12 protein-coding genes are annotated in these 18,606 nt (G+C 40.9%); 5 read left to right on the plus strand and 7 right to left on the minus strand.

Translation table 11 applies throughout. The features are described from left to right. The first annotated feature begins 15 nt into the window (after positions 1-15). Positions 16-2,694 (plus strand): DUF4962 domain-containing protein, encoded by a 2,679-nt coding sequence (locus M2408_RS12325; RefSeq protein WP_259182193.1) that lies wholly within the window; start codon positions 16-18, stop codon positions 2,692-2,694. Between the two features lie 130 nt (positions 2,695-2,824). Then, the gene (locus tag M2408_RS12330) at positions 2,825-3,841 is read left to right on the plus strand and encodes a LacI family DNA-binding transcriptional regulator (RefSeq protein WP_259182195.1); all 1,017 of its coding nucleotides are present in this window, start codon (positions 2,825-2,827) and stop codon (positions 3,839-3,841) included. Positions 3,842-3,944: 103 nt separating this feature from the next. Here the strand turns inward: M2408_RS12330 and hepC are convergent, their stop codons facing one another. From hepC to M2408_RS12350, 4 genes are all read right to left on the minus strand, one after another. Further along, positions 3,945-5,933, minus strand: a complete 1,989-nt coding sequence (gene hepC / locus M2408_RS12335; RefSeq protein ID WP_259182197.1) for a heparin-sulfate lyase HepC — start codon at positions 5,931-5,933, stop codon at positions 3,945-3,947. A 521-nt stretch (positions 5,934-6,454) separates the two neighbouring features. Beyond that, positions 6,455-7,342 (minus strand): alkaline phosphatase family protein, encoded by an 888-nt coding sequence (locus M2408_RS12340; protein WP_259182199.1) that lies wholly within the window; start codon positions 7,340-7,342, stop codon positions 6,455-6,457. Positions 7,343-7,358: 16 nt separating this feature from the next. Beyond that, complete coding sequence (locus M2408_RS12345; protein WP_259182201.1) at positions 7,359-8,675, minus strand: MFS transporter; 1,317 nt, start codon at positions 8,673-8,675, stop codon at positions 7,359-7,361. Beyond that, positions 8,675-9,769: a zinc-binding dehydrogenase gene (locus M2408_RS12350; RefSeq protein ID WP_259182203.1), complete on the minus strand. Its 1,095-nt coding sequence runs from the start codon at positions 9,767-9,769 to the stop codon at positions 8,675-8,677. Before M2408_RS12350 ends, M2408_RS12345 begins: the two co-directional genes overlap by 1 nt. A 223-nt stretch (positions 9,770-9,992) precedes the next feature. Here M2408_RS12350 and M2408_RS12355 point away from each other — a divergent pair, with 223 nt between their 5' ends. Next, positions 9,993-13,223: a sugar-binding domain-containing protein gene (locus tag M2408_RS12355; RefSeq protein ID WP_259182206.1), complete on the plus strand. Its 3,231-nt coding sequence runs from the start codon at positions 9,993-9,995 to the stop codon at positions 13,221-13,223. A 443-nt stretch (positions 13,224-13,666) separates the two neighbouring features. Here M2408_RS12355 and M2408_RS12360 read toward each other — a convergent pair whose 3' ends face one another. The 3 genes from M2408_RS12360 to M2408_RS12370 form a co-directional block, all read right to left on the minus strand. Next, a complete protein-coding gene (locus M2408_RS12360) occupies positions 13,667-15,298 on the minus strand; it encodes a hypothetical protein (RefSeq protein WP_259182208.1) in 1,632 nt (543 codons plus the stop codon). A gap of 141 nt (positions 15,299-15,439) precedes the next feature. Then, a complete protein-coding gene (locus M2408_RS12365) occupies positions 15,440-15,613 on the minus strand; it encodes a hypothetical protein (protein WP_259182210.1) in 174 nt (57 codons plus the stop codon). Positions 15,614-16,145: 532 nt separating this feature from the next. Then, the gene (locus M2408_RS12370; protein WP_259182211.1) at positions 16,146-16,613 is read right to left on the minus strand and encodes a PA2169 family four-helix-bundle protein; all 468 of its coding nucleotides are present in this window, start codon (positions 16,611-16,613) and stop codon (positions 16,146-16,148) included. 262 nt (positions 16,614-16,875) lie between these two features. Between M2408_RS12370 and M2408_RS12375 the strand changes: the two genes are divergently transcribed. Continuing rightward, positions 16,876-17,328, plus strand: a complete 453-nt coding sequence (locus M2408_RS12375; RefSeq protein ID WP_259182213.1) for a hypothetical protein — start codon at positions 16,876-16,878, stop codon at positions 17,326-17,328. A gap of 126 nt (positions 17,329-17,454) precedes the next feature. Beyond that, the gene (locus M2408_RS12380) at positions 17,455-18,384 is read left to right on the plus strand and encodes a hypothetical protein (RefSeq protein WP_259182215.1); all 930 of its coding nucleotides are present in this window, start codon (positions 17,455-17,457) and stop codon (positions 18,382-18,384) included. The last annotated feature ends 222 nt before the right edge of the window (positions 18,385-18,606 follow it).

An 18,606-nucleotide genomic window follows, 5' to 3' on the forward strand; every position in this document is an offset into this window, starting at 1 on the left:
ACACAAATCATAACTATGAAAATCTTATTATCTCTTTTATCTACCCTTGTCGTATTGAATTTGTCAGCCCAAGAGGCTGGAGTAATCAAGCTGACACAAAACAAATTGCATGCACGTGTTCGCGAGTGGCCGTATCCAGTGGGAGGAACGATTGTCTCCTCCAATGCCCCTGCGCTGATGTGGCCTGCTACAAACGGCAAAGAGATGGTACTCCCGATGGAAAGTGGAAGTGAAGTGCCTCAAGATCCAGGTATTGCTGATATACAGTATAAGGTCATTTTAGCACGGGATAGTAAATTTACTAAAAATGTCATTGCAAGTGACCCTCAGGCCTGGGCGGTTTATCCCTTACATCAGGCCTTGGCGACTGGTCGGTGGTATTGGCAGTATGCGTATAGAAAGAAAGGTAACGAAAGTTGGACTTGGTCTGCAGTATATGATTTTGTAATCGACGCCAAAACGCAAGGCCAGCAAGTATCTCCTCCAGTCAGGGAGGTCCTTGCGCGCAACGAAGCTGCCCATCCACGCTTATGGGGAATGCATGCTCGAGGTGAGGCTTTTTATAAAAATAACTTGAACAACCCCGAAGCGCATAGTTTTATTACTTATGCCAAGAAGCTGATGCTGGAACCTTTACCAGAGGAAAAACCAATGCGTATCATTGATTCTACAGGTAAGACAGCGCTCGAAAAGAAAAAGATTATCGAGGCCATGTACCATGGTTTTGGGGATGCGGTGGGAACACCGGTCAGTAATCTGTGTATTGCTTATCAGCTGACCAAAGACGAACGTTTTTTGCGCGACGCCAAGCGTCGCGCCTTGAATATCGCACAAATGGATCCCAATGGACTTGCAACAGGGGATGATTTTACAAGTGGCGCGGTATTGGAAGCGCTGGGTTGGTTTTATGATACGGGATATCATATCTTGACAGCCGAAGAGAAGACTTTATTTCAGCAAATCATCAGATTGCGTGCGAAACGTGTGTATGACCATCTACCCAATCGGTTTGAATTACATGTCAGTGATAACCATATCTGGCAAATCACGATGCGTAATTTGACTATTGCTACTGTAGCGGTGATGGGGGATGTAACGGAAGCGAAAGAATGGCTGTCGTACCTCTATGAGGTGTGGACTGCTCGTTTTCCGGTATTGGGAACAACGGATGGAGGCTGGCATGAAGGAAATGGGTATTTCAAAGTCAACTATAAATCCATCATTTATTTGAGCCAATTATTTGCCGATCTATCTGGAGTAGATTATTATCAACTTCCATGGATGAAAAATCTTCCCTATTACCTGCTGTATACCCATCCACCTGCATCGGCAACAACAGCGTATGGAGATATGTGGGAGAATACGCCTTTTATGACCAGGCAACAAGGATTATTTGCTGATGCCTTTGCTTATCGTGCCGAAAACCCTTATTTAAACTGGTATGTGGCAACGATAAAAAAAGATAATCCTGAATATTTTGCGAGGCCCTCGGACGATTATCTTTTTTATAGACTACTCAATTATAATCCCAACCGGAAGTTACCACAGCAAGCCCCAAAAGATCTCCCAAAGCTGCGAAATTTTGCTGATATCGGCGTTGCGGCGATACATGCCAATCTGGCGGATACAAAGAAGGATTTGAGCAGTTATTTGATGAGCAATCCTTTCGGCTCATCCGGTCATGGAAGTGCCTCACAAAATGCGATTACAGTCAATTTCAAAGGAAAAACAATTTTTGGTGGTTCGGGCTATTATGGCAATTTTAGCGATCAACATAATTTACTCTACTATCGTACTTCAAGAGCTTACAGTACGATATTGGTGGATAGTCTTAGCCAGAAAATTGGCGAGGAGGGGTATGGATGGATTCCGCGTACCCTAAGTGGCGAACGGATCCAATATGCATTGGGAGACGCAAGCAACGCTTATGGTCCCATTGAAAGTAGCTTTTGGCTGAATAGGTTTGACCAGCTTGGAATTGACCCTAACAACACGGGAGTATACGGTGATGTGAATGTAACAAAATATCGTCGCCATATGATACAATTGGAGGACGAAATAATAGTCCTTTATGATGAGCTTGAGGCGAAACAGCCGATAAAATGGACAACGCAATTTCACGCCCCTTATTATGAAATGAGATCCATAGCATCAACAGACAACAAAGTTCAAAACTTTGAAGTGTTGACCGAAGAGGGACATGCAATGGCTAGCGTTTTTGCTGCTGTGCCTATAGAGATGAAGATCCATAATAAGTTTTCAGAACCTGCAGTCAATTGGGCCAATGTAAAAGATGTCAATGGTAATATTAAAGAATTCAAAGATCAATGGCATTGTGGGGTCACCTCTATAGCGGTAAAAAAGATGCGCTATCTGACCGTTATACAGATTAAAGAAGGTAAACCACAGTTAATCACAGGAACAAAAAGTAATGATGGGCAAACCGTATTGCGGATTGGTAACTGGCAGATAATCGCCCAGCTTGATGGTTCTAAAAATGCAAGACTACAGATTAGAGATACTTCATCAGTTTTCGATTACGGAAGTGATGGAGCAATGGATTTTGCAGGTAAAAAATATATCCGGAAACAGTCGGGTAGCACTTTGTTAATTGACGGATTTAAAGGGAAAACTCATCAATACGAAGCTGTGGATGTATTGCCAGATGTGGTGAAATCCGATGCTTTAAAGTAGTCGTTCCCATATAGAAAATCTTCATTTTGGATATCAATTGCATAAAAGGTCCTTCCTGATTAAAATCAACGCGGTTCTAATGGAACTGACCTTTGTGCATTGGTTATTTGTGAATTAAAACGAATTCAGTATGCAACATGTTACGATAAAGGAAATTGCCAGAGCATTAAACTTGTCTTTTTCTACAGTATCGAGATCATTAAATGATAACTATCAAATCAGTGCCAAGACCAAAACATTGGTGAAAGATTATGCCGCATCGGTCAATTATACTCCCAACCTGGCTGCAAAAGCACTAAAATCGGGTGTATCCAATTCGATCGCTGTTATTGTCCCATTTTTGTCAAGCCCTTTCTTCATTGATTTTTTTGAAGAAATCACCATGTTGTTTTCAAAGACGAACTATAATGTTATTCTTTTTCAGACATTTAATAGTCCATCTAAAGAGTCAGAGGCCTTGGATATAGCCATACAAAATCGTGTGGCAGCCATTGTTATTTCACCCGTGCACGATAATTCTAACTGTTCGAAACTGGGCTATATTCAAAAACAGGTCTGCCCAGTGGTGCTTTTTGATCGAACCAATCATCAATTGGAAGCAAGCAAGATTGGCGTACAACACAAAAGGGAAATCTTCATTGCAGCTGATAAATTGTTGAAACAGGGGTGTCGGAATATTTTGTTGGTCTGTTGTAAAGGTATTGGTGATAATGATGCACGGGTTTTAGGTATAAAAAAAGCATTTTTTGGGAAAGAAAAGCTGGTCTATAACTGGTCCGTTCTTGAAATTGAATACAGTCATCCCAATGAAGATCTTAAAAAGCAACTTGGTAGGCTACTGGAAGAGCAGGAGGGAGGAAGGCAATATGATGGTATTATAGCAACGACAGATACATTAACAACAAAAGTTTTACCATTACTTTTAACATATGAGGGAATAATTGCTGAAGGTGTCCAGGTCATCGGATTTTCAAATACGGTCTATGTGAGGATCCTTAATCCTACATGGACGATATTTACACAGCCTTCACGACAAATGGCCATAAGATGTTATGAAACAATATTGGAATTGATTAGATGTAAAAAACTACATATCAACCCGGAATATAACACGGATTTTTTGGACATTATTCCTTATTCCCGCTAGTACTATTGTAGCTAGGGCAGTAATAGCGGAATCCTCTGTAGAAAAGAAACCCATATAGGTCTCTTTTTTACGGAGGATGTTAATGTGCTTTTTGCGTTAATATCTACGGATTTATATTCACTTTTAATGACTTGGCGCTGCCATTAATGCTGAGGTTAAGGTCCAAAGTACCTTTTTTATAATTATTGCCTTCGTTTTCGGATAGTGAAATTTTAGGTACCTGACTTCCTTGATAAGGATATAATATACTCACAAATGTGCTTACATCTTCTTTACTTTCTTTATCCTTTTCAAATACAAATGCAGGCCGATCAATTTCTTCCCCATAGCTATAGGACACTTTCCCCTCTTCCGGTTTGAGATTGACCTTTGGATTAAAACATTGTACAAGGAGATTATTGCCATCTGCGTAAGTCGTATGGACAGTGTTTTTTTCCTTGTTGTAATCTGCTGTACTCCCCTCTTTAAGCTGATAATGGATACCTAATTTTCCTGCTGCGCTTCCAATGGCCTTATCGATAATAATAAAGTATTTCTGGTCTACAAAAAGTACGGTGCGCTGATGGTCCAGCTGGTTATAACTTGGGTTTGTATAGGTTAATACGGTTAAGTCATCGCTTGTTATCCATTTGTTTTGTTGCGCTTTGGTGATAACCATGTTTTGATTGTCAAGCGTGAGCGTACTGTGCACACGTGTTTGTCGAAACCAGTCTCTTTTCGCCATGATTTTTGCATCTCCGCTGTAGACAAAACAGCCGGCATCTGGTGTAAAGTTGCGTCCATTGGCCCATAGCTCAAAAGTTCCATTGTCTGGCTGGGCATGAAATTCTCCTGGAGGACTTGCTTTTAGTATGAGGATGGTTGAAGCGTTTGTCCACCCGTTTCTAAATGTATAAAATCCAGCGTTACGCGAGGCGTTGGAAAGCCAATTGGGGGCTTTTCCTTCTTTAGCGTCGCTAGCAAAGTATTGGATAAAAGGGTTTTCGGGGAATAACTGGGCCCAGGATGAAAATTGTTTGAGTTTAAATTCTTTTTTTCGGATCCAAGAGTCGCCAAACATGGGTTGATTATAATTTGGAAAAGTGATGTTGATAAAGGCCATTACCATTTTTTCAATTGTATTTTTATAACTAGCGGGGAATTCATGTTCGAGACCAAAATTTTGTGCACTTCGGTAGGCTTTGGTAAATATATCGATGGACGCCGCATGATATACCGGGGAGAGCTCAAATTGAACTCCGTCGGGATAGACTTGTTTTTTTATTTCAGCATTTAGCACCTCAATACCACTTTCTCGCCAACTACTGGCATTTTTCAATTCAGGAAATGAACCGCCTGCAAAAAGGACACGTTGGGCTTCGAATAGCCGATGATTGCCCTCCTGAGCGTAATGGTTCGGTAAATAGTCGGCCTGTTGATGGTAGCTGTTTAATACACGCATAAGGAATTCAGGTGTAAAATTAGGGGATTGAATGAAGATACTGATTATCGGGACCAAGCTTTGGATACGATCAGAAACTTCCAATGGCCGCCATGCAAATCGGTCATTATCGGCTGATAGTCCCAAAGGATTCTTTTTTGCCCAATCATCAAATTGATAAATCCACTCTTTGGCATACTTTTCATCTTTGGTCTTGCGGTAGACGAGCGCCATCGGTAGCCACCATTTAACCCGATGTAACTGCCAGCGAACTTCATTGTCCTTGACTGGCCATAATTGCCAATTGATATCCTTTCCAAAATCAAAAAAACCGTAGCTTTCCTGCGTTTTAAAATGATGTTTGAGGGCATGGTCTGCCGTTTCGCGCGTTGTAGCGCTAAGTGGACCCAGTGTATCGACTGCGACCTCCATATTACTAAAATCTGGTTTGTTGATGCTGAGTTTTGTCTTGTAGTACTTTAATAGCAGGGTCGCTGCTGCATCAAATTTGTGTTGAACAACGGCATGTTTTACAGCTTCTAATCCCGGGTAATCGAGGTTGATATTTTGAAAGCTGGATTGATCTATTTTTTGCTGTGCTGTTCCCAACTCCATATAGAACATACACAAAAGGAGGCAGAAATAACTTAATTTCTTTTTAAAGATTATCATAATTTATCGGATAGTTTGGGTTTCAATTATATTATCATTGTATACGGCTGGAATTAACAGATTTCTTTTTCATATTAATTGGGGAATGTTATCGTTTTCTCTGTATTTGTTTAGCAGGTAAATTTAGCCCAAACGTTACAAAAGAGCTTTTAAATTTTGTTAGAAAACTTTTAAAATTGTTTAATGTGACCAAATGAATTGCCTTCAGAAGATATTTGTAAGCAATATTTTGTAGACAGCTAAATTCAAAATAATTTCGGAAGATTTTTTTTAATGCAATTCGTGGCAGTTAATAGTGTATTATATACTGGTCTTCCGATGAAACGCTGACATGGGAAAAAGGTGTATTAAAACAAGCAAAGCCGATGTCTCGCAAAGGCGGTAATTGTACGGTAAAATATGGAAATCAAATTAAAACGCTTAATACAAAAACCGGAAAAAGTTACAATCTACAGTTTTAGCTGATATCATCAATGTGAAAGCGCCAGTTGTGGATGCTGGCGCTTTTGAGCTGAGCTTGACTACCTAAAAATTTCTATGGGGGCGATTCCGGTCCACGATCTGGGAATTGCTTTCAGTCCAAAGAGCCTTGCCAATATCCAGGAGGTATTCCGGTTGCTGTTAAAGAACGTCGCCGTAACGCCCAGATTTTTGATTTTTTTGCCAGTAATGCCAAAGGGGACCTGCATCTCGTTCATTGTGACACCGCCATGGCCTTTAGCAATGCCGCCATGATCAGAAAGCAACAGGAAATAGGTGTCGTCATAAAGTCGCTGTTCCTTTAATTTATAAATAAAACGGCCGATTTCGCCATCGACTTCTTCGATTGCCGAAACATATTCGGGTGACATCCAGCCATGTCTGTGACCGGCATGGTCAACGTGTACACTGTACAAAAATACCAGCGTAGGATCATTCCTGTTCTCACTAATAAATTTCAGCGCTTTCGCATAGTTGTTCTGGTATTTATCGTTTTCCTCAAAGGAAACTTCATCGAGGTATTTTTTATTGATCGGATTGATGAGTTCGGCCCAGTTATAATAGAATGCAGTTTTTGAATCTGGTTTTTTATCTTTCAGTACCTTAAATATGGATGGTGTATAGCTATCAGGGTCTGTTTCGATCGCCTTGAGCGGGTGCTTTGCCAATGTCCAATTATTGGCGGTGATACCATGCTCTTCGGGTCCTTGCCCGGTAAGGTGACTTGTCCAGTTGGGTAGGGTCACAGATGGGATTACGGGTCTGCTGCTGAGTGTTATTAATCCCTTTTCAAACAATTTGTCGATATTGGGATGTTTTGACGCGTTGAACCCCTCGGTACTCAAGCCGTCTAGGGCGATGATGACAATACGCTGTGCATCTACGTGCATGCAGATAGATACAAATAGGACTAAAAGTAATGATTTCATTTTCATAGGTATGATCTTAATGTTTGTATTGGTTTTCTAAGAATTGAGAATCCGGATAATTTGAATGCGTACTGCTGAGGCTGTGATCAATTTGTTGGTTAACTGTTGGCTTTTTAATTTTGACAAAGCTTATGATTGTAGCACATATAGCGCAGATAAGGGCCACAAATAGAAATATATTGGCGGTATTGCCTGTGAAATCAATTAGCCTACCGAACAAAGGCTCGCCAATGGCAGCAAAAACATAGGCGAACATATTCATGATGCCTATGCCTGTGCCCACAAGCTTGGTCCCCAGTAGATCCGGACTTAGTGTCCAGAAGTTGGCCTGTGGTCCATAGACAAAGAAACCCGAACTAAACATCAGTATGCCGATCAAAAGATGGTTGTGAATGGGGACACAATAAATAAGAATGGCGATGATGCAGCTGATGATCATTCCTGTACAGATGGATTTACTTCTGTTTTTGTTGAAAATGAAGTCTGAGATATAGCCAAAGGAAACAGCTCCCAAAGCCATACCGATAGGGATAAGTAGTGTAAGCCACATATTGCCAGAAGATGCTTTGTAGTTGTTCCCCAAAAAATGAATAGGCACCCAGAAGATCAGCCCATAGCGTGCCATGCTCTGAAAACCGATGGCAAAGGAGGCGATCATAAAGTTGCGGTTCTGAAATACTTTTTGGTAGGATTGCTTCCAGTTTTCCTGTTTTGCTACGGATTCTCCTTCTTCATCCCCGATCATGTAGCCCTTCCTTTTGGGGTCGCTATAGGCGACTGTCAAAAAGACGAGCAATGCTGCAGCGAGCAATAGGATAGGATACCTGAAAAGACTACGCCAGCTTTGTTCCTGCTGGACGAGAATCAATGCCATAAAAAACGTCAGCACAGTAGAGCTTCCCGCTGCCATGGTATAAAAACCAAAGGCTTTGCCTCGCTCGGAGCTGTTCCACCAGTTGGAAATCAGCTTACCCCCAGATCCCCAGGCCATGGATTGAAAATAACCATTCAATGTCCAAAGAACAAGAATAACTGTATATGAACTGGCAAAACTAATAGCGAGATTACAAAGAATAGAAACACCGCCTCCTGTGATAATCATCATTTTGGGGCTCAGTCGATCGGCGAGGTTACCGTTGATCAATTGGCCAATAGCATACCCCATCAGCATCGCAAAACTGATCCAGCCTACTTGTTGGAAGCTGATGTTAAACTCTTTGGCAATGCCACTGGCAGCCCAGCCAAAATTATGGCGCCCCGTATAAAAGAACAGGTAGCAAAACATGGTAACAAACAACATCTTCCATTGATCTTTTCTGAATTTCTTTTCCATTAGATCTGTGTTATTGGCGTGTAAATAGCTAGACCTGCCCGAATCGGCTTCTGTGTAAGCGCATAATTTATTGCCGCATTGACTTCTTCGAGTGGAAATTCACGCTCGATCAGTGAAGTGAAAGGGTACTTCTGCCAGTTTTCGATAATGAAATCGACAGCATTGGAAAAATCTGTATAGTTGTAATTATGTAATCCTTTTATTGTAAGCATTTTTCGGATGGCCTTTTCGGCATCGATTCCAGTCTTGCGTTGATTAAATACTGCTCCCACTAAGATGGCGGAGCCATGGAGGGCCAAGGTTTCGATGCCCAATTCCATGGCTTCGGGCGAGCCACTCATGTCAATAAATCGATCGACCGAAATATCTTGAAGTAAAGTGCTTTCTTCCGTTTCGCTAAGATCGATGGTATGGCTGGCTCCAAAACTTTTCGCCATCGCTAAACGGGCAGGATTAATATCAGATGCAATAATATTTTTTGCACCCAATTCCCGGCACATCGCAATGCTGACCAATCCCAATAGTCCGATACCAGCAATATGAATGTTTTTCCCTGTGATTGTTCCTGCAAGTCTAAGCGCGCCGGCCGACGTTGCTACAGCACAATTGATTGTCGCTGCTACAGCCAAAGAGATATCTTTGGGCAGTATACGTAAACAAGTATGGGGACGAAGGATAATATGAGTGGCCAGCCCCCCATGCAGATTGTCCTCTTCAGTAATCTGACGGTGGCCATATTTGTAGAGCTTGTCGTTTTTTTGAGGTGTTTCGGATTGGTAAACGCCCGTGCTGGGGTCGCTGGAAAATACTGTCCAGGTGATAAGATCCCCGATATGAAGCGAGTTGCCCTGAGCATCAAGTCCGCTATGGGATGGAGAAATATCTTCGACAACTCCGACAATTTCATGCCCTAAAATAGTTGGACTAGGTTCGTTACGCAAACCGCAATAGGTATGCAGATCACTGCCGCAGAGTGTGGTGTATCGTATACGAACCAATATTTCACCGGCATTTAATTCCGGAATAGGTTGTTCGACTTTGACAAGTGCTGTATTGGCACCGCTAAAAACATAATATGTTGCTATCTTTTTCATTTATTATAAATACATATAGGTTTTGTAATACTAAACAATGTTTATATATACTGTATTTGTAAACTGTTAAATTTTTATGAAGAATTTGCGCAGTAGGGGTGGACGTTTAGTGATTAACGGCATATAGAAAAAGGTATATTTTACATGTTTTTACTATTTTTCTACATCGCGAATATGGTTAATATGAGTTCTTTTGTATCTATATTTAAGTTATCCATCAATTATGAAACGATTATCCATATGTTTTGGAGTTTTCTTTTGGATCATTTCAATTCATTTATTTGCACAGAACAAACAAAATTTAGACGGATCTTGGCGCTTCAGTCTGGACGAGGAAAATAGAGGATTAGAAGAAAAGTGGTCTGAACGGAATCTTACCCAGACGATACATTTACCGGGGACAACAGATGAAGCTAAATATGGGACAAAAACAGTCGGCTCGGACTTTGGCATATTAACCCGCGAATATAAATATTATGGACCTGCCTGGTATCAGCGCGACATTATGGTGCCCAAGGACTGGAAAGATAAGCAGCTGTTTTTAAACCTGGAACGTGTGATGTGGCAATCCATGCTTTTTGTGGACGGCAAACAGATTTCGACCAGAGACGCTTTAAATTCGCCACATCTGTATTCACTTGGGGTGCTGAGCCCAGGCAGGCACCGGCTGACCATCCGTGTCAACAACGATATGATTTATAACATTGGGGATAAAGGGCATGCGTATACGGAGTATACCCAAAGTGTCTGGAACGGTATAGTCGGTAAAATTGAACTTATTGCAAAAAATCCAGTGCATTTTTTCAATCCCCAAGTTTTCACATCAATAGCGCCAAAAGGGTTTCAGCTCAAGGATACCCTGCTGAACGTCGACGGAAAAAAAAGGACCGTCAAGCTGGCCTACACTTTGCGGGAACGCAACAGCGGCATAGAGGTATTTCAGGGGACTCGGAAGATCACTTTGCTGTCAGCGAAACAGCCAATCGAAATGACGGAAAATGTACCCGAGTCAATTCAGTTATGGGATGATATTGATCCGAATCTTTATACATTGACGGTCAGTCTGCTGGATGAGAAAGACCGACAGTTGGATGTGAAGGAGATGGAAATAGGTTTCCGTGAAATCAGTGCTTCAAGATCAAAGATTCTGGTAAACAAACGGCCTGTTTTTTTGCGTGGAAATTTGGACTGTGTACATTTCCCATTGACAGGTTACCCGTCAACGGATGTCGAAGAATGGGAACGGATTTTTCGTATTTATAAGGCATACGGATTGAACCATGTCCGTTTTCATTCCTGGTGTCCACCACAGGCGGCTTTTGTCGCAGCAGACCGGATCGGTCTTTACTTACAGCCTGAAGTGATCTGGCTGGACTGGTGGATGGCTGTTGACAATCCAGGACGCGAAGAAATGAACACCAAAGGAAGACCAAAAGGTCTTGGTCATAATGCCTCTGCCGATTCATTTGCACAAAAGGAGATTGCTACGATGTTGGCTAATTACGGAAATCATGCCTCTTTTACAACAATGGCCATCGGAAACGAATTGGGCAACTCGGACTTTCAGATCATGGAATCCTGGTTGAAGCCTTTTAAGGAAAAAGATCCGCGAAGATTATATGCGGTTTCCTCAGCGCGAAAGATAACCGAGTTGGATCAGTTTATCGTCACCCATTACATTGACAAACTTGGTGGTACGAGGGGACTACGTGGTGCTACTACGGATTGGGATTTTGAAAAGGTGTATAGTCAATCCAAAATTCCTGTTATTGCGCATGAAATTGGTCAATGGCCGGTATACCCCAGATGGGATGAAATAAAGAAATACACAGGCGTATTAAAAGCGAGAAATCTTGAACAATTTCGTGAACAAGCCCGAAAAAACAAGTTGGAATCTCAAAATGAAGCTTTTGTGCAAGCATCCGGAGCACTCAATCAGCTGATGTATAAAAATGAGATCGAGTCTTTTCTTCGTACACCTTCGGCTGCCGGAATACAGCTGTTAAGCATGCAGGACTACCAGGGGCAGGGGGAAGCACTCATTGGCTGGCTTGACGCTTTCTACGACAGCAAGGGAATTACAACTCCAGAGGAATTTAGGATGCACCATGATACCACAGTGATGTTAGTACGCCTGCCTAAATTTGTATGGCAGTCAGAAGAAACATTTCATGCTAAAGTACAGGTCGCACACTATGGTAAGACAAATATCCAGGATGGGGTTTACTGGAAGATTTACGATGAAACAGCACATGTACTTTCATCTGGGGATTTCTCAAATCAGGTATTCCGGTCGGGGAGTTCAGAGATTATAGGGACTTTTAACAGCGATTTTTCTGGGATCACAAAGGCGACGAAACTGACGGTGGAGGTTGGCCTGAAAGACCGGCCCAACAAAAATCGCTGGGAAATATGGGTATATCCTCCGTTGAAGGGGCATACGAAGAATGTTTATGTAACCGACCGCTTCGACGCGAAGGCAGAGCAAGTATTAAATGCGGGTGGCAAGGTATTGCTGGATGCCGCTGACCTCGGAAATGTGGCCACGGCAGACCTGATCAGCTTCTATCCTCTGTATTGGTCACTTACTTTTTTTCCGGGACAGGGCATCAATACCATCGGTCTTCTGCTGCGCGACAAACATCCTGCTTTTGCTGACTTTCCGACAGATGCGTCCAGCAACTGGCAATGGCAGGCAATCTATAAAGGAGCCAAGGGGTTTTACATCAATGATTTTCCGGCTGACTATAGGCCTATTGCCCAGCCGATAGATGATTTTCATCGCAATAATAAGCTGGCTTCCATTTTTGAATTAAAGGTTGGTAAAGGGAAACTGCTGGTGACGGGTTTTAACCTGCGGGATAAGAACAATCCGGTAAGCCAGCAGTTGAAAGCCAGTATTGCAAAGTATATGGATTCGGATGAGTTTGCACCTGATTATGAGCCAAAATTGGATTCTTTACGAAAGATGTTTGTCTTCATCGAGCCTCTAAAAAGTGTGGCACCGAAAGCTTTCAGTAATGCGCTGCTATATGTAGAGGCGGGTAAAAAGGCACAAGCTATGGAACAAAATGTGGCTTGGTCCAGTCTTTTGGATCTGAGTGAAGCCAATAAAGGAACGAGTTACAATGTAAAAGCAGATGGTGTCTGGAAAGATGCGATCGCCTCGGCCTGGCAGGGGAAACAAATGGAAGTGACCTTAAAAGTGCCACAGGGCATGATCGGTACGTTCTATGTCTTTTTTCACGATTGGAATAATCTGGGGCGCCAGGCGGATATTGAATTTGAAGGGAGGCAATATACTTTAGGCCGGCACGATAAGGACGGACAATGGATTAAATTGCATGTGATGCGAGAAGATTCAAATGATGGTGTATTGAAATTGAAGGTGAATACCTCAAAAGGTCCTAATACGATGATTGCAAAGATGGCTTTGACAGAGGAGCGCGATTGAGTTGGCGTCTGCACTGGAGTAAACGTACAAAAGTCAGTGAGCTATTGCGCCTATCACTATCATTGCCAAATCTTTTGCTAATTGGATTACTAGCGATTGTATTTTCTATAAGCTGGAAATTTCTAAAATCTGTTAAAACCTTTTTGTTCCGACACTGGTTATTCGATTACCGTAGGCAGTAGATTTAATTGTATTTTTTATAGGCTAGGGATTGATTCCCTAGCCTATTTTAATTTTACATACTTCCATTGGCAGACACCCGGTGTTGCTAGCTATCGAAGCCCTAAGTTCAGTTTTTTTCTGAAAAATCCTTTCTCCAAATACGACTGTGTGCGTCATAATTGTATAGATCGCCTATTTTATCCGCTTGACTTCAACTTTTTAGATCACTTATATTTGCTTTCGTGTATGTGGATAAAGGGCTAAAAAACTAACGCGCTGAACTATTTATTTTTAACACAACGAATTCTAACAGCCTCACTAGGGGCTGATGAGCTTGGCCTAAATGTCAGCGGCTTGATCTCATAATTACCTAAAGTAGTCCGTTTGTCGTCGCTATAAGGCTGCTCAAAGGCCAGGTATTTTTTTCCGGCAAGCAGGTAGGCACTTTGAGTTGTTGGCGCAAAACGATACATCCCAGCAGAGATAAAGTAGAAAGATCGGAAATATAAATACTTATCCATTTCGGGTTTTTCAGGCTGATAATCAACGCCAAAAAACAGCCCTGTCTTCAGATAACTATTATTTCCTGTATCGTATTTTGCATGGTATATTTTAGTATTACTGGACATTAAGGCAACGATTTCGTCACTGGTCGGAAGTCGCCATGAATTTAATGGTTTTACTGATGCACATGGATCCTGATTTGCTACAGCAAGTGGCTCTTGTGCATAGGATCCGTTTACACGATACATCCGCATACCTTTGACGCTATCGTCAAAATCCATATACCAAAAAGCCTCCGTCTGATCGGCTGGTGATGGCGACCAAGTATAGTAAATACTCTCATCGCTGGGAGGCGCGAATTGGTAGATCCCGTCTCTGTAAATTAGATCTCCTATACTCCAATTCGTACCGGCCAATGGTATAGAGGGATCAGCTGGTGCCTTGAAATTAATCTCCAACGCGTACTTTACACCTGGACGGAGATTCCAGCCGTCTTGTACCACATCTTTAGGGGTGCTTCCATTGACGGATACATTACTTAGTTTGACTGAGCCATTTACCGTTGCAGCAGATGCAATAAATGTTGAATCTGAATAAATAACTTTGCCGCTCTTGTTTTGGAATACAAGTGGTACAGACTCTACTTCTCCATGATAAGAGAGTGTTCTATCGGCAAGCGAGACATCAATAGATCCTTTGGCATGTGAAGGGCTTATGGTTCCTCCTCCAATACTAATTTCGCCAACCGCCGAAGCGTCCAACTTCAACGTAACTTGCGTAAAAAGATGGGCTAATGTTGCATTAAGTTCATTCTGGCCATCCTTTACCTCAAAAGGAATCTGATCGATCATCAGGTCCTGATCTGCGCTCAATTGTTCAAATTTTGCGGTATTCAATTTAGTTCCCGAATTTAAGTAGGGTAACGGGGCATTTGTACCAGAAGCATAGATGATGAAGGTATATTTACCGTTGTCTATTGTAAAATCCTTTACGCCTTCCCCCTGTTTAAATGATTTTGTCTCTAGGTATTCACCTAAAGCATCAAAAATCGCGACATAATAAGAAGTGCCTTCTTTTAGCGCTTTCTGTTCACTTGTTGCACGTACTGCCGATTTGTTATTAGAAGCTTTTGGATAAGAGGCTTGTGGTCCTACTTCTCTTAGCGTAGCGACCAGTGTGTATTGGTCATTATAAGCGATTTCTTTTGACTGTGACGCGCCGGTTATACGTCGTCCCGTCACAGCGATTTTGCTCTTGTCATCCGGCAAAGAAAATGTCTGCCCTATACTTAATCGTACTGTGGAACCATTTGCTCCGGTAATATCTGAGTGCTCTTTACTACAGGCATTGATAAGTATAACCAAAACAAATAAAAGGCTACTATAGCTATACCTTATGTTACTTTTCATATTCTTACTTTTCTTAAAAAAAATCTTAAATTCTGCTATTTTATATCCAGTTTAAACGAATTGCAGCCGTCTCCAAGAAAGCTTCACTGTTTCATTAAATGGAGTATCTTGGTATTGGATAGGCTAAATTTCCTAAAAGTGCTACCAGTCCAATTCTTTTGTCTGAGTTTCGGTTTCCCAGGATTCTGTGATTGCTGGCTGTACTGAACCTGTCGAAATACTGTACTCTAATGCAAGCTGTTGAACCTGGATACTTGGTGCTTCATAAACAGGTGTATTACAGCCAAGGATCAAGTTGTTTTCTTTCTTTTTCATTTTGTATTTATTAAATTTATGTTAAATTATTTTTAATTTTATTGTAATTTTAATGTTAATTTGATTAATAAAAACAAATTTAAAGGAAATTTTAAGAGTGATTTATCTATTTATGTTTAAACATATTTATTGTAGCTGCATTGCTACAAACAGGCCTTCTCTTTTGTAGAAAATAGAACAGAGCGTATCACTTACATGCGGATAGCGGACTGTTTGTACAGCGGGGGACTGTACTCATGCAGGAGTCGGAAGGGTGTAGCAGCAAGCAGCTACAGGAGCTGGTGGGGAAGAATGATGTGGGAAAACAATAGGAGACTAGGCATGAAAAGAGCCGTAACATCCTGTTATCTACGAAGTGCCTTTGGGCTGTTGGTTTTTTCTTGATTCTGCTTATGGGCTGGAGATTAAGCAGATTTCGTTTGTAGGTATGGAAGGATTTGCAGTATGGGCTAGAGTCTGCTGCGGCACGCAAATTAAAAACAACTACCGAAACGCAAATCGCAGCGGTAGTTGTTTTTCTAAAACTTTAAGCTTAGATTACTTTACTGTCGCGCATCATTTTGATAATATTATGTGCTTCAAGTTGTTTACTAAGTTGTGTATTGATCAGACTATGCACATGTTGTGAAAGCTCATTCGATCCTTCAGCTAGGACTGTTTGATAAGTCGATTTGAAGGCATCTTCTCCTTGTTCACAGGTTTCCAGCAAACTTTTTTCGTCGTCACCAGTGACATTTACTTTTATGCCCATCCACACCCTAAATAGCTTACCGCTAAGCATCGTACTGTCTGTCGGTTCTTTGCCTTCCAGTTCTACATATGGTGTCAGTTCGGCAATAAATTCATTTGATTGTTCAATGCAGTTCTGAAATGTCGGCAGCAATTTATCTAAACCATGGCTGGTGGCCAGATCAATTGCTTTTCGATAGCCTTCAATACGATCGTTATTAATTTTGATAATGTCATTGATAATTTCCGGATTATTGATGTTGTTTTCCATAATACTGTTATTTGTTATCATTTTTATCTATTCGAAAAACAGTCTGTAACCAACGATCGTTTGAAAAATCCAAGATTTAGGTATTTAATTCACCCCAGGTATTTATTACATTTTTTATTGTTCAGGAATAAATGCATCTTGAACCTGGATGTTAACTCCCCAGCCTATTTTATTTTAGTTTTTAAATAGATCTTGAGGCACTGCAAAAGTTAACATTTGTTCATTGTTTCAGGAAGTGAAAAATTGCAATTTTAAAAATAAAATGCCTGAAGCTATTTTACCAATTGTTTTTTTGATATCCCTCATCATCTTAAAGATGATGGCCAAGGAATATCGTTTCGCGTTAGCAGCGCGTTTTGCAATGACCATCATGTTGCTGGCGACGGGAATTGCGCATTTCGTCTATGTCAAAGGGATGCTCTTGATGATTCCGGAATATATACCTTTTAGACCTACCATTGTCTATGTTACTGGGATCGTTGAAATGATAGCGGGAATTTTACTACTGGTTCCTAGATACCAAAAAAAAGCAGGGGTTTTCCTTATCTTATTTTTCGTTTTGTTACTGCCTTTTAATATTTATGCAAGCATGCTACATGTCAATATGGAAAAGGCTAATTATGAAGGTGATGGCTTGCTCTATTTGTGGTATAGAATCCCATTACAGGTGTTTTTTATGGCATGGGTTTATTTTTCAGCATGTAGAGCCTCGTAACGCTTTACTCTTTTTCCTTGTTCACAAACAACACGAATCTTAAAAGAAATACGACGAATGTTAAATGGCTACCCATCTCAGGGATGAATATTTTTATATTTAAAAAATTCATTATTTATTTCTTTTATGAAAAAATACCTCTTACTCGTACTAGTTATGCTGGTAAATACAATAGCGATGGCGCAAAATACAGCACCCGAGAAACATTTGCACAAAGCATTTGAAGCGATAAAAAACCGTGATGCGAAGGCTTTCAAAACATTGTGGCCCGATCAACAAACATTTTCCGAAATCAGTATCAGCACTGGTGATTTTGATGCCCGTACGTCCGACCTAGTCGAGGTGTACAACGAAAGCAGATATTATAAAATGATGGGAAAAATATTGGAAGATTTTTGTGAGGTTAAGAATGGGGAAATCAACTGGCAAGATTTGTACATCCAAGAAATCAAATCAGATAACAATAAAGCCAAAAATTCTGAGGGTATTATAGAATACAGCGGTTTTATCTGGGTCAAAAGCAACAGGGACAAAGCGGAGAATTATGTGTTGCGCTATGTTGATTTAATTCAATTTAAAGAGCAGTGGTATGGTGGTCTGTTTAGAGATCTAAAAGCCTTCGATGGTAATTTTGAAGATTTTGTTATCGCAGAAGAACCGGGCGATCCTATTGCTGCTGAAGCGGCAACTGTTGCCACAGAAGCGGTAGAAGCATCGGCTGATAGCGCCGCAGCTTTAGTTGAATTACCATTGCTAGAACAAACTACCTTTTCAACCACCATTAATGGTAGAAAGATGATTCTTAATTGGAAAGTAAACGGTTGGAAAGAAGATCCTGTGTACGATCAAACCACTTATCAATATCAAAACAAAGAGGAGCAATCTTTTGCTGAAATCGTAGCACTGGAAAATGGATATTTGCTATTTATTGAACAAGATCGCAAAAACTTTTTCCGAATTAAAAATACATATGGAAGCTTAAGCGGATTTTGGTTTTCTACACAAGTAGGAAAAGAAATTCCAGTAACTTTTGCTAGTACCGAAGCCAAGAAATAGATATAAAGTGAAAACATTTGATGTTACCCCATAACAGCCGCTATTAGAAAACCTATTCGTTGCATCAGAGCTAGATTGTATGTAAATTAGCATTTACATCGCAGACTTATTGAACATTTATTAAAACTAATCTTCCCTTGATACTGTTCATTAGATGAAGATATACAAAGATTGAAGGTATACGTAGGATTAAAGGATAGTTTTTTTAAGGTCGGAGCAGCA

Source organism: Sphingobacterium sp. BIGb0165 (assembly GCF_024810095.1).
Classification (GTDB): Bacteria; Bacteroidota; Bacteroidia; order Sphingobacteriales; family Sphingobacteriaceae; genus Sphingobacterium; species Sphingobacterium detergens.

Coding starts and splice junctions, on each gene's coding strand:
- M2408_RS12325 (WP_259182193.1), top strand. CDS start 16: ATGAAAATCTTATTATCTCTTTTATCTACCCTTGTCGTATTGAATTTG.
- M2408_RS12330 (WP_259182195.1), top strand. CDS start 2,825: ATGCAACATGTTACGATAAAGGAAATTGCCAGAGCATTAAACTTGTCT.
- hepC (WP_259182197.1), bottom strand. CDS start 5,933: ATGATAATCTTTAAAAAGAAATTAAGTTATTTCTGCCTCCTTTTGTGT.
- M2408_RS12340 (WP_259182199.1), bottom strand. CDS start 7,342: ATGAAATCATTACTTTTAGTCCTATTTGTATCTATCTGCATGCACGTA.
- M2408_RS12345 (WP_259182201.1), bottom strand. CDS start 8,675: ATGGAAAAGAAATTCAGAAAAGATCAATGGAAGATGTTGTTTGTTACC.
- M2408_RS12350 (WP_259182203.1), bottom strand. CDS start 9,769: ATGAAAAAGATAGCAACATATTATGTTTTTAGCGGTGCCAATACAGCA.
- M2408_RS12355 (WP_259182206.1), top strand. CDS start 9,993: ATGAAACGATTATCCATATGTTTTGGAGTTTTCTTTTGGATCATTTCA.
- M2408_RS12360 (WP_259182208.1), bottom strand. CDS start 15,298: ATGAAAAGTAACATAAGGTATAGCTATAGTAGCCTTTTATTTGTTTTG.
- M2408_RS12365 (WP_259182210.1), bottom strand. CDS start 15,613: ATGAAAAAGAAAGAAAACAACTTGATCCTTGGCTGTAATACACCTGTT.
- M2408_RS12370 (WP_259182211.1), bottom strand. CDS start 16,613: ATGGAAAACAACATCAATAATCCGGAAATTATCAATGACATTATCAAA.
- M2408_RS12375 (WP_259182213.1), top strand. CDS start 16,876: ATGCCTGAAGCTATTTTACCAATTGTTTTTTTGATATCCCTCATCATC.
- M2408_RS12380 (WP_259182215.1), top strand. CDS start 17,455: ATGAAAAAATACCTCTTACTCGTACTAGTTATGCTGGTAAATACAATA.